Genomic DNA, 13,560 nt, shown 5'->3' on the forward strand with positions numbered 1-13,560 from the left:
GACTTGAGTATGGGCGGGTCCGGCGCGGGGAGCCTGCCCCTCCCAGTGACACGCTGTGGCAGTCAGTGGCGCGTGGTCGAGGCGTAGTTGAGGAAGTCGGCCCAGGTGGTGGGGGAGAGGGTGAGGTGGGGGCCGTCCGTGTTCTTGGAGTCGCGGACGTGGATGGTGGAGGGGCGGGTGGCTATTTCGACGCAGTCGTCGCCGTCCCCGCCGCTGCAACTGCTCTTGAACCAGGCCAGTTCGGTGTCTTTCAGGTCGGGGATGAGCCGACGAAGGCGGTCGGGGCCTCGTACTCGTCGAGGCGCGCGCCGACCGGTGGGAGGTGCTGGACCGGGATCCGCCCGGCAAGACCGTCCGCGCCGGGATCGACCTGCCGGGGTGGCTGACCCTGGTCAGGAGGTCGAGCGTGTCGCCTTCCCGATCGACGACAGCACCGCCTCCGGATCCCCGCCCGGAGCCACCGACTCGCCGATCCGTGCCCTGATCGACGCCGCCACCTGGGACCAGTTGGTCTCGGAGAGGGGGTAGAGCTCCATGTTGTCCAGGGCGTCCAGGCCGTTCCAGAGCTTGCTGTACCGCTTGTCGTCGCGCATGGCGGCGCTCGCCGCGGTGGTGACCGGCAGGAGCTGGTACTCGGCGGCCTGCTGGGTGACGTACTTGTCGCCGTAGAGGAAGTCGAGGAACTCGCCCGTCTCCTCGCGGTGGCCGGCCTCGCGGAAGGCGATCGTCCAGTCGGCCGTGCCCATGGTCGGCACGGTCCGGCCGGTACGGCTCGGGAGCGCGACGGTGCCGTAGGGGACGTTCAGGGTCGAGTCCTCGATCTGGCGCATCAGGGAGAGCGGGGCGTTGACCATGGCCGCCTTGCCGTCCATGAAGGCCTGGAGGGCGGCGCCGCGGTCGAGTTTGCCGGGGAGGGCCGGGCCCGTGAGACCTTCCGCGACGAGGGAGGAGCGCAGCCACTTCAGCGTGGAGACGTTCTCCTTGGAGGTGAGGGCGTAGCTGCCGCTGCTGTCGGTGTAGCCGCCGCCCCCGGCCAGCAGCCAGGTCAGGGTCTCGGCCTCCGCCTCCTCCGGGCCGAGGGGCAGCGCGATCGGGTACGTCACGCCCTGGGCCTTCAACACACGGGCGTCCACGAGCAGTTGCTGCCAGGTGGTGGGGGGCTCCAGGCCCGCCCGGGAGAAGAGGTCCTTGTTGTAGTAGAGGAGGCGGGTGCTCGCCGTGAACGGCAGGCCGTACTGGACGCGGCGCACCTGCCCGGCCTCCGCGAGGCTCGGTACGAAGCTGCCCTGGGTGGAGATCGACAGCAGCTCGTCCGCGCGGTAGAGCATGCCCTTGGCCGCGTACTCGGCGTAGCTGTCGCTCTGCACGACGTCCGGCGCCCTGCCCTGCTTGACGAGTGCGGCGACCTTCGCGTCGACCTCGTCGGCCGGGTAGACCTTCGTCTCCACCCGGATGTCGGGATGGGCGGCCTGGAAGGCGAGGCCCACGCGGTCCCAGAAGCCGATGGAGTTCTTGTGGACGCTGTCGCCGTAGTTCGTGGCGACGACGGTGAGGGTCGTGGTCTTCGCCTCCGACCCGGAGTCCGTGCCGCAGCCGCTCACGCCCACCGTGAGGCCCAGCGCGGCCGTCATCGTCATCATGATCCGGGCTCTGTGACGCACGGCTTCCACTCCTCCTGGACGAAGAGCGTTGATCGTAGGCCGGGAGGGGCCGTGGCCACAGGGCTGGCGCCGTTGCGTTTTGGTTCCGGTGGTGTGACGGAACAGGTGATCTCATGGGCGCCGTCAACGACTCACGCCGGCGGCGACTCACGCCGTCGACGACTCACGCCGTCGACGACTCACGCCGTCGACGACTCACAAGGAGATCGGCCGTTGGTTGCCAGCAATCTTGTTCTCATCTCCAACGCGGGTGACGTGGGCCGCACGGTCCTCGACCAGCTGCGCGCGCGGGACGTGCCCGCGCGGGTGATGGTCCGCCGCGACGACGCGCGTGCGGCCGAGTTGCGTGTGCTCGGCGCGGAGGTCGTCATCGGAGACCTGACCCGGCCCGAGACCGTCGCCGCCGCGCTGGAGGGTGTCGGGCGGATGTACTTCGCGATGCCCGTGTCGCCGGACCAGCTGCTGGCGGCGACCGTGGTGGCCAGCGTGGCGCGCGAGTACGGTGAGCTGGACGGCCTGGTCGATCTGTCGCAGATGACGGTGTCGCAGATGACCGCCACCAGCACCGGGGAGTCGGACCAGCAGCGGCTGCACTGGCTGTCTGAGCAGGTGTTCGACTGGTCGGGCCTGCCGGTGGTGCACGTCCGGCCGACGACGTTCCTGGACAATCCGCTGTTCACCACACTGGCGGCGCGATCGATCCGGGAGAACGGCACGATCGCGCTGCCGTTCGGCACCGGACGCACCTCGCCGATCGCCGTGGACGACGTCGCCCGCGTCGTCGCCACCGTGCTCCGCGACCCGGCCCCGCACATCGGGCACGTCTACGAGCTGACCGGGCCGCGCACCGTCGACATGACCGGGATGGCCGAGGAGTTCGCACGGGCGCTGGGGCGTCCGGTCTCCTATGTCGACGTGCCGCTGGACCGGTGGCGAAGCGAGGTGCTCGCCGAGGTGGGCCTGCCGCCGCACACCGAACAGCACATCGCCACCATGGCCCGACTGCACCGGGAGAACCGCTACGACCGCATGTCCGACGACGTCGAACGCGTCACGGGCGTGCCTGCCCGGACGATCGAGGCGTTCGTGGCCGCGCGCCGGGACTTCTACCTGGGCTGAACCCCGCGCGCACGTCGCATCGGACAGGACCTAGCTGACCTGGTTGTACATCGCGCCGGCCGCCGGCCAGCCCGTGGGCTGGGGTGCGGGTGCCGGTTCCGGCTCGGTGCGGCCCCGTACCTGGGCGGCGGTCAGGCCCCGGTTGCGCAGGCCCGGCATGCCGGTCTGGCCCAGCCCGGCGGCCGGGGCGGGGGCCATGGTGGGCATCGCCGGTGGCTGCTGCGGCGGCTGCATCGACCGTGCCTGCGCCTGGGCCGCAGGTGACGGGGCCTGGGCGACGGCGGGGATCGGCGCCTGCTGTCGTTGTGCCTGAGCCTGTGCCTGTGCGGTCTGGGCCATCTGCGCCATCTGAGCGACCGCGGACATCGGCGGCGCCTGCGGCATCATCTGGGCGGCCGGTTGCATCTGAGGGGCGGGCTGCATCTGGGCCACCCCGGGCATCTGCGCGACCCCTGGCATCTGTGCGACACCGGGCATCTGTGCGACCGCGGGCATGGGCTGCTGCTGCGGGGCGGGCATGCGTGCCGCGGGCTGCTGCGGCGGCGTCATCTGGGCGGCCGGAGCCGGGGCGGGGACCAGGCCCGGCATTCCGGTGGGGGCCTGCGCCGGGGCCGGGCCCGGCCAGGTCTGGGCGGGCGGCAGGCTCGGCATCGCGGCGGCCTGCGCGGCCAGCGGCATGCCGACCCCGTTCGTCTCGCTGATCAGACGGTCCACCGCCGCCGTACCCGAGCTGTAGCTGGTCCCTGTGCCCAGCTCGGGTACGGCGGCTCCCCTCCTGGCCCCGTAGAGCACCTGTTCCATGCCGGACACCAGGCGACGCACGTCCGTCTCGGGGCGCACTACGAGTCTCAGGAAGCGACTGGACGAGCCGATCTTGTTGCCGCACTCACGGACCAGGATCCGGTGCTCGCTCAGCAGCCGGTCGCGCACGACGGTGCCCTCGGCGCCCACGGGAAGCCGTACGAAGAGGAAGTTGCCCTGCGAGGGGTAGACCGTCAGGCCGGGGAGCGCCGAGAGCTGGCGGGCCATGTCGAGGCGGTCGCGACGCACCAGGTGCAGGCTCTCCATGTACTCCTGTCCGTGCTCCTTGAGCATGAACACCACGGTCTCCGCGAAGGAGTTGAGGTTCCACTTGGGCAGCATGGAGCGGATCTTGCCCGCGAGCGCGGGGTTGGCCACGAGGTAGCCGAAGCGGATGCCGTGCAGGCCGAAGTTCTTGCCGAGGCTGCGCAGGACGATGACGTTGGGCCGCAGGACGGCCTCTTCCACGACGCTCGGGTCGTTCTCGGCGTCGGCGAACTCCAGGAACGACTCGTCGATGACGATGAGGTCCAGGTCCTGGAGCTGGTCCATGAAGTTGACGACCGCACGGCGGCTGAGGAAGCCGCCGTCGGGGTTGTTCGGGTTGCAGATGACGGCGACACGGGTGCCGCGGGCGCGGATGAACTCGATGTACTGGGCCGGGTCCAGAGCGAAGCCGTTGGACTCCATGAGCGGGAACATGTCGACCCGCTTGCCGGTCTCCATGGGCTGGTCGGTCCAGCGGCCGAAGGTGGGGACGGGGATGGCGAGGGACTCGCGCACGAGCAGGTGGTCGATCCAGGTGATCAGTTCCGTGGAACCGTTGCCCATCGCGACGCAGCTCGGCGGGAGCTGGAGCAGCGCGCACAGCTCGGCCGTGATCGTGTCGGCGCTGCTCGGGTAGTACGTGATGATCTCGCGCAACCGCCCGGCCAGTTCGTCGAACATGCCGGGGGTGGGGAAGTACGGGTTGCACGGGATGCAGAAGTCGATCGGGCCGACTCCATCGCTCTCGCGAGCCAGCGCAGCCATCGAGGGGCTGTGCGCCGCAGTACCGCGGAACAGCGAGGCGACGTTGTCGGCCATGGAACCTCCGGTCTCTGGGTGGCCCGTGCGGGGGAGCACGGGCCGCCCCTTCATACGGATGCGGAGGGGGCGCCGTTCAACTCGTGGGGATTGAGTAAGGGTTGACTTCGCCAGGCAACCGAAAGGGCCCCGGTGGCGTCACCCACCGAGGCCCTGATGTCACGCGGATGTCAGACGGACGTCACGCGCTGAACGAGTGGACCGTCGTCGTGCGGTACGTCTGCCCAGGTCGCAGCACCGTCGAGGGGAACGACGGGTGGTTCGGCGAGTCCGGGAAGTGCTGGGTCTCCAGGCACATGCCGTCGCCCTGCCGGTAGGTGTGACCGGAGGGGCCGACCAGGGTGCCGTCCAGGAAGTTGCCCGAGTAGAACTGCACGCCCGGCTGGTCCGTCGCGATCTTCAGGGTGCGGCCGGACTTCGGGTCGCGCAGGGTCGCGATGTGCTCGGGCCTGGCGGTGACGCCCTTGTCGAGGACCCAGTTGTGGTCGAATCCCTTGGCGGTGACCAGCTGCGGGTGCCCGACGCGGATGTCCCGGCCGATCGGCTTGGCCTTGCGGAAGTCGAAGGGGGTGCCCGCGACCTTGGCCAGCTCACCGGTGGGGATCAGTCCCGAGTCGGTGGGCGTGAAGCGGCCCGCGGCCAGGTGCAGCTCGTGGTCGTAGATGCCGCCGCTGCCCTCACCGGCGAGGTTGTAGTACGTGTGGTTGGTGAGGTTGACGACCGTGGCCTTGTCGGTGGTGGCCCGGTAGTCGATGCGCCAGTCGCCGTGCCTGGTGAGGGTGTACGTCACCTGCACCTTCAGCGTGCCCGGGTAGCCCATCTCGCCGTCGACGCTGGTGTAGTGCAGGTGCAGGCCGACGTCGGAGCCCGAGGTGAAGCCCTCGATGTCCCACACCTTGGTGTTGAAGCCCTTGGCGCCGCCGTGCAGGCTGTTCACGCCGTCGTTGACGGAGAGCTGGTAGGCCTTGCCGTCCAGGGTGAACTGTCCCTTGGCGATGCGGTTGCCGTAGCGGCCGATCGTCGCCCCGAAGAACGTCGTCCCCGCGACGTACGAGGCGAGGTTGTCGTAGCCGAGGGAGACGTTGGCGTAGCGGCCGTGCCGGTCGGGGATCTCCAGGGACTGGACGATGCCGCCGTAGGAGATGACCTTCAGGCGCGTGCCGCCGTTCTCCAGCGACCAGCGGTAGACCTTGGTGCCGTCGGCGAGCTTGCCGAAGAGCTCCTTCACCGGCTTCCTGCCTCCTGTGCTGGCGTGGGCGGTGCCGACCGTGCCGGCGGCGAGTCCCGCGGCCGCGGCCGCGGCGATGACCGTACGTCTGCTCGTTTCCATTGCGGCTCCTGCTGTGGAAGAGAAAGGCCCCCACCGGGGTGGGGGCCTTGACGAGACTTACGAACCGACCTTGCGCTTGTTCCACACGTCGAACCCGACCGCGGCCAGCAGCACCAGTCCCTTGATGACCTGCTGCCAGTCGGAGCCGATGCCGACGAGGTTCATACCGTTGTTCAGCACGCCCAGGACGAGACCACCGATGATCGCGCCGAGGACCGTGCCCACGCCGCCGCTCATCGACGCACCGCCGATGAACGAGGCCGCGATCGCCTCCAGTTCGAAGTTCAGACCGGCCTTGGGCGAGGCCGCGTTGAAGCGGGCGGCGAAGACCAGACCCGCCAGGGCCGCGAGCATGCCCATGTTCAGGAAGAGCAGGAAGACGACCTTCTTGTCCTTCACGCCCGACAGCTTGGCCGCCGGGAGGTTGCCGCCGATCGCGTAGACGTGCCGGCCGATGACCGAGTTGCGCATCAGGTAGCCGAAGCCGACGACCAGGACGCCGAGGATCAGCAGGACCACCGGAGCGCCCTTGTAGCTGGCGAGCAGCATGGTGACGGTGAGTACGGCGGCGACCAGCGCGACGATCTTGAGGTAGAAGAGGTTCGTCGGCAGCACGTCGAGCGAGAACTCCTGCTGCCGCTTGCGGTCGCGGACCTCCTGGAACACCACGAACACGATCAGACCGATGCCGAGCAGCAGGGTGAGGTTGTGGTAGTTGGTGTTGGGTCCGACCTCGGGCAGGAAGCCGTTGGCGACCTTCTGCAGACCGTCCGGGAACGGGCCGATCGTCTGGCCCTTGAGGAAGATCTCGGTCAGACCGCGGAAGGTCAGCATGCCCGCCAGGGTCACGATGAACGACGGCATGCCGAGATACGCGATGAAGAACCCCTGCGCGGCGCCCGCGGCCGCGCCTATCGCCAGGCACAACACCAGGGCGAGTGGCCAGGAGATGTTGTGGTTGACCATCAGCACGGCGCCCATCGCGCCCACGAACGCCGTCAGTGAGCCGACCGACAGGTCGATGTGGCCCGCGATGATGACGAGCATCATGCCGATCGCGAGGATCAGGATGTAGCTGTTCTGCAGCACCAGGTTGGACACGTTGCGCGGCAGCAGCAGGTCGCCGTTGGTCCACACGGCGAACAGCACCACGATCAGACCGAGGGCGAACAGCATGCCGTACTGCCGCATGTTGCGGCGCATGCCGTCCAGCATCAGCTGAAGCAGGCTCTCGCCCGTGGCCGAGCCGCTCTTGCCGGGCGGCGCCGGGGCCGGCGTCTTGGCGGTCACATCCGTGCTCATCGGGTTACCTCTTTGTCCTTCGTCATCTGGCGCATCAGCGTTTCCTGCGAGGCCTCCGCCCGCGAGAACTCACCCGTCAGCCGTCCTGCGGCCATCGTGTAGATGCGGTCGCACATTCCGAGCAGTTCCGGGAGCTCGGAGGAGATGAAGACGACCGCCTTGCCCTCGGCCGCCAGCTTGTCGATGACCGTGTAGATCTCGAACTTGGCGCCCACGTCGATCCCGCGGGTCGGCTCGTCGAGGATCAGCACCTCGGGGCCCGCGAAGATCCACTTGCTGAGGACGACCTTCTGCTGGTTGCCGCCCGACAGCTTGCCCACCGGCTCGAAAACGGTCGGCGCCTTGATGTTCATGGACTTGCGGTAGCCCTCGGAGACCTGCCGCTCCTCGTGCTCGTCGACGATCCCGCGCTTCGACACCTTGCCCAGGGCACTGAGCGTGATGTTGCGGTTGATGGTGTCGATGAGGTTGAGGCCGTAGTGCTTGCGGTCCTCGGTGACGTACGCGATGCCGTGTCCGACCGCTTCGGACACGGTCTTCGTACGGATCTCCTTGCCGTCCCGGAGCACCGTGCCGCCCGCGTACCGGCCGTAGGTGCGTCCGAAGACGTTCATCGCCAGTTCGGTGCGTCCGGCGCCCATGAGCCCCGCGATGCCGACGATCTCGCCGCGGCGTACGGAGATCGACACGTCGTCGACCACCTTGCGCTGCTGGTCGATCGGGTGGAACACGGTCCAGTCGCGGATCTCCAGGGCGGGCGCGGCGCCCTCCTCCGGCTGGTGCGGCGTCCGCTCCGGGAAGCGGTGTTCGAGGTCGCGGCCCACCATGCCGCTGATGATCCGGTCCTCGGTGGTCTCCGCGGCCTTCACGTCGAGCGTCTCGATGGTCCGCCCGTCGCGCAGGATGGTCACCGAGTCCGCGACCCGCTCGATCTCGTTCAGCTTGTGGGAAATGATGATCGAGGTGATGCCCTGGTTCTTCAACTCCAGGATGAGATCGAGGAGTTTGCCGCTGTCCTCGTCGTTCAGGGCCGCCGTCGGCTCATCCAGGATGAGCAGCTTCACCTGCTTCGACAGCGCCTTCGCGATCTCCACGAGCTGCTGCTTGCCCACGCCGATGTCGGCGACGCGGGTCTGCGGGTTCTCGTCGAGCCCGACCCGCCGCAGCAGCTCGGAGGCGTGCCGCAGCGTCTCGGTCCAGCTGATGAGCCCGCGGGTGGCGTGCTCGTTGCCGAGGAAGATGTTCTCCGCGATGGAGAGGTAGGGCACCAGGGCCAGTTCCTGGTGGATGATCACGATGCCGCGGTGCTCACTGGCCCGGATGTCCTTGAACGAGCAGACCTCCCCCTCGAAGAGGATGTCGCCCTCGTAACTCCCGTGCGGGTGGACGCCGGAGAGGACCTTCATCAAGGTCGACTTCCCGGCGCCGTTCTCCCCGCAGATGGCATGGACCTCGCCCTGCTGGACGGTCAGAGTGACGTCCGACAGCGCCTTGACGCCGGGAAAGGTCTTGACGATCGAGCGCATTTCCAGGACGGGTCCCGCCATGGTCGTGCCTTCCAATCACTAGGGGGTGGCGGTTACTTGAGGTCGCTGTCCTTGTAGTAGCCGGTGGCGACGAGTTCCTTCTCGTAGTTGGTCTTGTCGACGCTGACCGGCTGCAGCAGGTAGGCGGGGACGACCTTGGTGCCGTTGTCGTACGTCTTGTCGTCGTTGATCTCGGGCTTCTTCTTGTTGAGAGCCGCGTCGACCATGTCCGTGGCCACCTTGGCCAGCTTGCGGATGTCCTTGTAGACGGTCTGCGTCTGCTCACCCGAGATGATCGACTTCACCGAGGCCAGCTCGGCGTCCTGACCGGTGACGACCGGCAGCGGCTTGTTCTTGGAGCCGTAGTCGTCCGACTTCAGCGAGGAGAGGATGCCGATGGAGATGCCGTCGTAGGGCGAGAGCACCGCGTCGACCTTGGCGCTCTTGTACGACGAGGTCAGGATGTCGTCCATGCGCTTCTGGGCGGTGCCGCCGTCCCAGCGCAGGGTGGTGACCTGGTTCAGCGCGGTCTGGCCGGACTTGACGACGAGCTGCTTCTTGTCGATGTACGGCTGGAGGGCCTTCATCGCGCCGCCGAAGAAGTACTTCGTGTTGTTGTCGTCGTTCGAGCCGGCGAAGAGCTCGATGTTGAACGGGCCCTTCTTGGAGCCGTCCGCGAGGCCGAGCTTCTGCAGGATGTAGTTGCCCTGGAGCGTGCCGACCTTCTCGTTGTCGAAGGACGCGTAGTAGTCGACGTTCTTGGAGCCGAGGATGAGTCGGTCGTAGGAGATGACCGGGATGTTGGCGTCGGCGGCCTGCTGGAGCACGTTGTTCATCGACTTGTTGTCGATGGCCGCGATGATCAGGGCCTTCACACCCTGCGTGATCATGTTCTCGATCTGCGAGACCTGCGTGTCCGGGTCGTCCTCGCCGTAGGCCAGCTTGGTCTTGTAGCCCTTCGCCTCAAGGTCCGTGACCACGTTCTTGCCGTCGGCGATCCAGCGCTCGGAGGACTTGGTCGGCATCGAGATACCGATCGTGCCGCCCTTGGTGTCCTTGCTGTCGGTCTTGCTGCCGCCGTCGCTGTTCTGACCGCAGGCGGTCAGGGTGAGGGCGAGGGAGGCCGCTCCGGCGATGGCGGTGAGGGCGGCTCTGCGGTTACGCATGATCATCATCCTTGATGTCTTGGACCGGCTCGGTCTCGCGTTACGGGGATGCTCCGAGAGCGTTGCGAGGGAAGACCGAGTAGAGGTGTGTGGGATTGTGCGCGGCTGTGTCGGCTTGTGTGAAGGGGGTTTGTGCGAACGTTATGAGGTGGTGTTGAAGCGCGTGAGAGTTCCGGGCAGCCGGGATCCGAGCGGCGCCATGTCGCCGTCCGCTCCGTGCCGCGCGAGCAGGTCCAGGGCGAGTCGGCCGCGACGCACCCGTTCCTTGGCGGTGTTCAGGGTCAGATCCCTCAAGTGGTGCCCGTACGGGTAGATTCCGGGGGCTTTGGACAGGCCGAACTTGAGGTACAGCGGTGCGCCGCGCCGGATCAGCTCGGCGACCTCGTACATCCGCACATAGCCGCCGAGGTCGTCGGGGGCCTCGATGTACATGTCCATGGGAGCGGCCGAAACTCGCCGTATCTCGGTGAGATGATCGAGCGTCAGATCGCTCGGCACGTTGATGGAGTCCGCGCCGAGGTTCTCGTACACCGCGTACGAGGCCGGGTTGACCGGACCCACCAGTGCCGAGAGCTTGAGGGTCGTGTCGGCCGGGATGATCCCCGCCTCACGCGCCCGGTGCAGGGTCCACAAGACGCCCTCGTCGGCGACGAGAAGGCACTTGACCCCCAACTCCGTTGCCCGGAGGGCATCTTCGACGCAGCCGGCCACCGCGTCGTGGCCACGGGCCCGCAGGCCGCCGCCGCGCGAGTCCGAGCGCACCGAACCGCCGATGTCCCAGGTGCCGCGCGGCCCGGTGAACAGGCAGAGCTCGATGTCCCGTTCACCGGTGGCCTCGACCATCTCGGTGATCTCGGCGTCGGTCAGCATCCAGACACCGCTGCCCTGGCTGATCCGGTGGATCGGTACGTCGAGCCGCGAGGACTCCTTGAGGACCACGGCCAGGGCCTCGGGACCCTCCACGGAGGGAACCTCGGTGCGCCAGCGGCCGCCCCCCGGGAAGGTGTGCGGCGAGGCGTCGGCGGGAGAGAGGGCGGGTGCGCCCAGGCCGAGCGCGGCGAGCGCCTGCTCACCGGGTCGACGGGCTGCCGTAGGGGCGGCGTCGGTCACTGGCTGTCCTTCGTGTTCGAGGGGTGCGTGTACACATATGTTCGATATTTCGAACGAAGTTCGCGGCCTTGGGTGTGCGGGGCCTGGGTGGTACGCCGGTACGGAGCCGTCAGGTAACTCCGTACCGGCGTACGGCTCGGGGGACTACGGCTTCAGCAGGACCTTGCCGACCTTGGGGTCGCCGGACCCCGCCAACTCGATGGCCTGCGGGAACTCCGCGAGCGGCAACTCGTGCGTGACCAGCGGCAACGGGCTGAGCAACCCGGCCCCGAAGACCCGCACGGTGTGCGCCCAGGCCGCCGGCGGCGCACCGAACACGGTGTGCACCTCCAGCTGCCGTACGACGAGATCGGTGGGATCGAGCCCCTCGGCGCCCGGCGCCGGGATCCCCGTGAGGACCAGGCGTCCGCCGCGCCTCAGCAGGGAGGCGGCGGTGCGCGCGGCTGACGCGGACCCGGCGGTCTCGATGACGACGTCGAAGTCGTCGGGGAGTTCCTGGTCCTTGGTACGGAAGTCGGTGGCGCCGAAGTCCTTGGACAGCGCCGCCCGGTCCGGCCGGGTCCCGACCACGAGCAGCTCCGCCGGAGAGTTCGCCTTCAGGAACTGGATCGCGAACATCCCGAGCGTGCCGGTCCCGACCACCGCGACCCGTTCGCCGGGCAGGGCGTTCGCCTTCAGCGCGGCGGCCGCGATGCAGGCGGCGGGCTCCAGGAGGGCCGCCGCCGTCAGGTCGGCGTCGTCCGGCAGCACGTGCAGCAGCCGCGCCGGGAGGGTCAGCGTGGTCGCCATCGCACCCGGCTGGGTGAACCCGGTCTCCTCGTACCCCGCCGTGCACAACGTTGTCTCGCCCGCGTGGCAGCGGTCGCAGACCTGGCAGTTGCGGAAGCCCTCGCCGACGACCTTGCGCCCGACGATCGACTCCGGGACACCGGCCCCGACCGCCTCGACGGTCCCCGACCACTCGTGGCCGGGCGTGAGCGGATAACGGACGTACCCGTCCGGACGGTTGCCCTGGTAGACCTCGCGGTCGCTGCCGCAAATACCCACGGCGTGCACCCGCACCAGGGCCTCACCGGCGCCCGGCCGCACCGGCTCGTGCTCGATCAGCCGGTGCTCGCCCGGCGCCTCGATGACGACCGCGGTGCTCACTGCGACCCCTTGGGCTTGCGCTGCTCCCAGCCGTCGGCCCACAGGTCGAAACGGGCCTGCTGCTGCGGGAACTCCGCCGCCGCGTCGACGTCCAGCTCGACGCCGAGACCGGGCTCGTGGGACAGCTCGAAGTAGCCGTCGACGACCTGCGGGGCGCCCTTCACGACCTTCTTGATCTCCGCGTCCGCGAAGTCGTTGAAGTGTTCGAGGATCTTGAAGTTGGGGGAGGTGAAGCCGACTTGGAGGGAGGCGGCGGTGAGGACGGGGCCACCGACGTTGTGGGGCGCGACGAGGACGTAGTGCGCCTCGGCGGTGGCGGCCAGCTTCCGCGTCTCCCAGATGCCGCCGATGTGACCGACGTCGGGCTGGATGATGTCCACGGCCTGGCTCTCGAAGAGCTCGCGGAACTCGATGCGGTCGTGGATGCGCTCACCGGTCGCGACCGGGATGTCCACCTTGGCGGCGACCTTCTCCAGGGCCTTCAGGTTCTCCGGCGGGACCGGCTCCTCCAGCCACGCGGGCTTGAAGGGCGCGAGCTCGCGGGCGAGCCGGACGGCGGTGGAAGGGGAGAACCGGCCGTGCATCTCCAGCATCAGCTCGGCCTCGGGGCCGATCGCGTCGCGCACGGCCTCGATCAGCGAGACGGAGTAGAGCGTCGCCTCGTGGTCGAGCTCGAAGTGCCCGGTCCCGAAGGGGTCGATCTTCAGCGCCTTGTACCCGCGCGCCATGACCTCCTGGGCGGCCTTGTGATAGGCCTCCGGAGTCCGCTCGGTCGTGTACCACCCATTGGCGTAGGCCTTGACCCTGTCGGTGACCTTGCCGCCGAGCAGCTGCCACACGGGGACGCCGAGCGCCTTGCCCTTGATGTCCCAGCAGGCCATCTCGATGACCGCGATGCCGGACATCACGATCTCGCCGGCGCGCCCGTAGTCGCCGTACTTCATCCGTCGGACGAGGTCCTCGACAGCGAACGGGTCGGAGCCGAGAATGTGATTGGCCTCCGCCTCCCGCAGATAGCCGATCAGTGCGTCGGTGTGGCCCAGCATGCGGGTCTCGCCGACTCCGGTCAGGCCCTCGTCGGTGTGCACCTGGACGTAGGTCAGGTTGCGCCAGGGCGTCCCGACCACGTGTGTGCTGATTCCCGTGATGCGCACGGCAGTTGCCCCCTGTGCTCTTGCGGCTCTGTTCGAAATTTCGTCACACGTTCGAAATGCTGGCGTGACAGTAAGGACGTGGCCCCGGAGGTGTCAATGGGTCGAACGGAACGGTCGGCGACGGATTTTGCCGGTATGCCTCGGCTCGTCGCGCGC

The 13,560-nt window shown here is 68.3% G+C and carries 11 protein-coding genes and 1 pseudogene; 2 read left to right on the top strand and 10 right to left on the bottom strand.

All coding sequences use genetic code 11. From position 1 onward, the window contains the following. Positions 1 to 62: 62 nt before the first annotated feature. Positions 63 to 254, bottom strand: coding sequence for a DUF397 domain-containing protein (locus ACZ69M_RS02535; RefSeq protein WP_470046371.1), 192 nt, complete (start codon positions 252 to 254; stop codon positions 63 to 65). 14 nt (positions 255 to 268) lie between these two features. Between ACZ69M_RS02535 and ACZ69M_RS02540 the strand changes: the two are divergent. Next, positions 269 to 484 (top strand): annotated as a pseudogene (locus ACZ69M_RS02540) (hypothetical protein); the annotation flags it as partial. On the opposite strand, the gene ACZ69M_RS02545 reads toward ACZ69M_RS02540, so the two are convergent. Beyond that, complete coding sequence (locus ACZ69M_RS02545; RefSeq protein ID WP_470046069.1) at positions 393 to 1,661, bottom strand: extracellular solute-binding protein; 1,269 nt, start codon at positions 1,659 to 1,661, stop codon at positions 393 to 395. The pseudogene ACZ69M_RS02540 and the gene ACZ69M_RS02545 sit on opposite strands and share 92 nt — an antisense overlap. Positions 1,662 to 1,874: 213 nt before the next feature. Between ACZ69M_RS02545 and ACZ69M_RS02550 the strand changes: the two genes are divergently transcribed. Beyond that, positions 1,875 to 2,780, top strand: a complete 906-nt coding sequence (locus tag ACZ69M_RS02550; protein WP_470046070.1) for an NmrA family NAD(P)-binding protein — start codon at positions 1,875 to 1,877, stop codon at positions 2,778 to 2,780. Between the two features lie 30 nt (positions 2,781 to 2,810). Here ACZ69M_RS02550 and ACZ69M_RS02555 read toward each other — a convergent pair whose 3' ends face one another. From ACZ69M_RS02555 to ACZ69M_RS02590, 8 genes are all read right to left on the bottom strand, one after another. Next, on the bottom strand, positions 2,811 to 4,667 hold the full coding sequence (locus ACZ69M_RS02555; RefSeq protein WP_470046071.1) for a pyridoxal phosphate-dependent aminotransferase: 1,857 nt from the start codon (positions 4,665 to 4,667) through the stop codon (positions 2,811 to 2,813). Positions 4,668 to 4,848: 181 nt separating this feature from the next. After that, positions 4,849 to 5,997, bottom strand: coding sequence for an aldose epimerase family protein (locus ACZ69M_RS02560; RefSeq protein ID WP_352045751.1), 1,149 nt, complete (start codon positions 5,995 to 5,997; stop codon positions 4,849 to 4,851). Positions 5,998 to 6,054: 57 nt separating this feature from the next. Continuing rightward, complete coding sequence (mmsB, locus tag ACZ69M_RS02565; RefSeq protein WP_470046072.1) at positions 6,055 to 7,299, bottom strand: multiple monosaccharide ABC transporter permease; 1,245 nt, start codon at positions 7,297 to 7,299, stop codon at positions 6,055 to 6,057. Continuing rightward, on the bottom strand, positions 7,296 to 8,846 hold the full coding sequence (gene mmsA, locus ACZ69M_RS02570) for a multiple monosaccharide ABC transporter ATP-binding protein (protein ID WP_470046073.1): 1,551 nt from the start codon (positions 8,844 to 8,846) through the stop codon (positions 7,296 to 7,298). Before mmsA ends, mmsB begins: the two co-directional genes overlap by 4 nt. 32 nt (positions 8,847 to 8,878) lie before the next feature. Then, positions 8,879 to 9,997: a multiple monosaccharide ABC transporter substrate-binding protein gene (gene chvE / locus ACZ69M_RS02575; RefSeq protein ID WP_403688608.1), complete on the bottom strand. Its 1,119-nt coding sequence runs from the start codon at positions 9,995 to 9,997 to the stop codon at positions 8,879 to 8,881. A gap of 135 nt (positions 9,998 to 10,132) precedes the next feature. Continuing rightward, complete coding sequence (locus tag ACZ69M_RS02580; RefSeq protein ID WP_470046074.1) at positions 10,133 to 11,101, bottom strand: hypothetical protein; 969 nt, start codon at positions 11,099 to 11,101, stop codon at positions 10,133 to 10,135. A gap of 144 nt (positions 11,102 to 11,245) precedes the next feature. Continuing rightward, the gene (locus ACZ69M_RS02585; RefSeq protein WP_470046075.1) at positions 11,246 to 12,250 is read right to left on the bottom strand and encodes a zinc-dependent alcohol dehydrogenase; all 1,005 of its coding nucleotides are present in this window, start codon (positions 12,248 to 12,250) and stop codon (positions 11,246 to 11,248) included. After that, entirely contained in the window at positions 12,247 to 13,404 is a 1,158-nt protein-coding gene (locus tag ACZ69M_RS02590) for a mandelate racemase/muconate lactonizing enzyme family protein (protein ID WP_470046076.1), read from the bottom strand. Before ACZ69M_RS02590 ends, ACZ69M_RS02585 begins: the two co-directional genes overlap by 4 nt. Between the last annotated feature and the right edge of the window lie 156 nt (positions 13,405 to 13,560).

Source organism: Streptomyces sp. NPDC107454 (genome assembly GCF_055582885.1).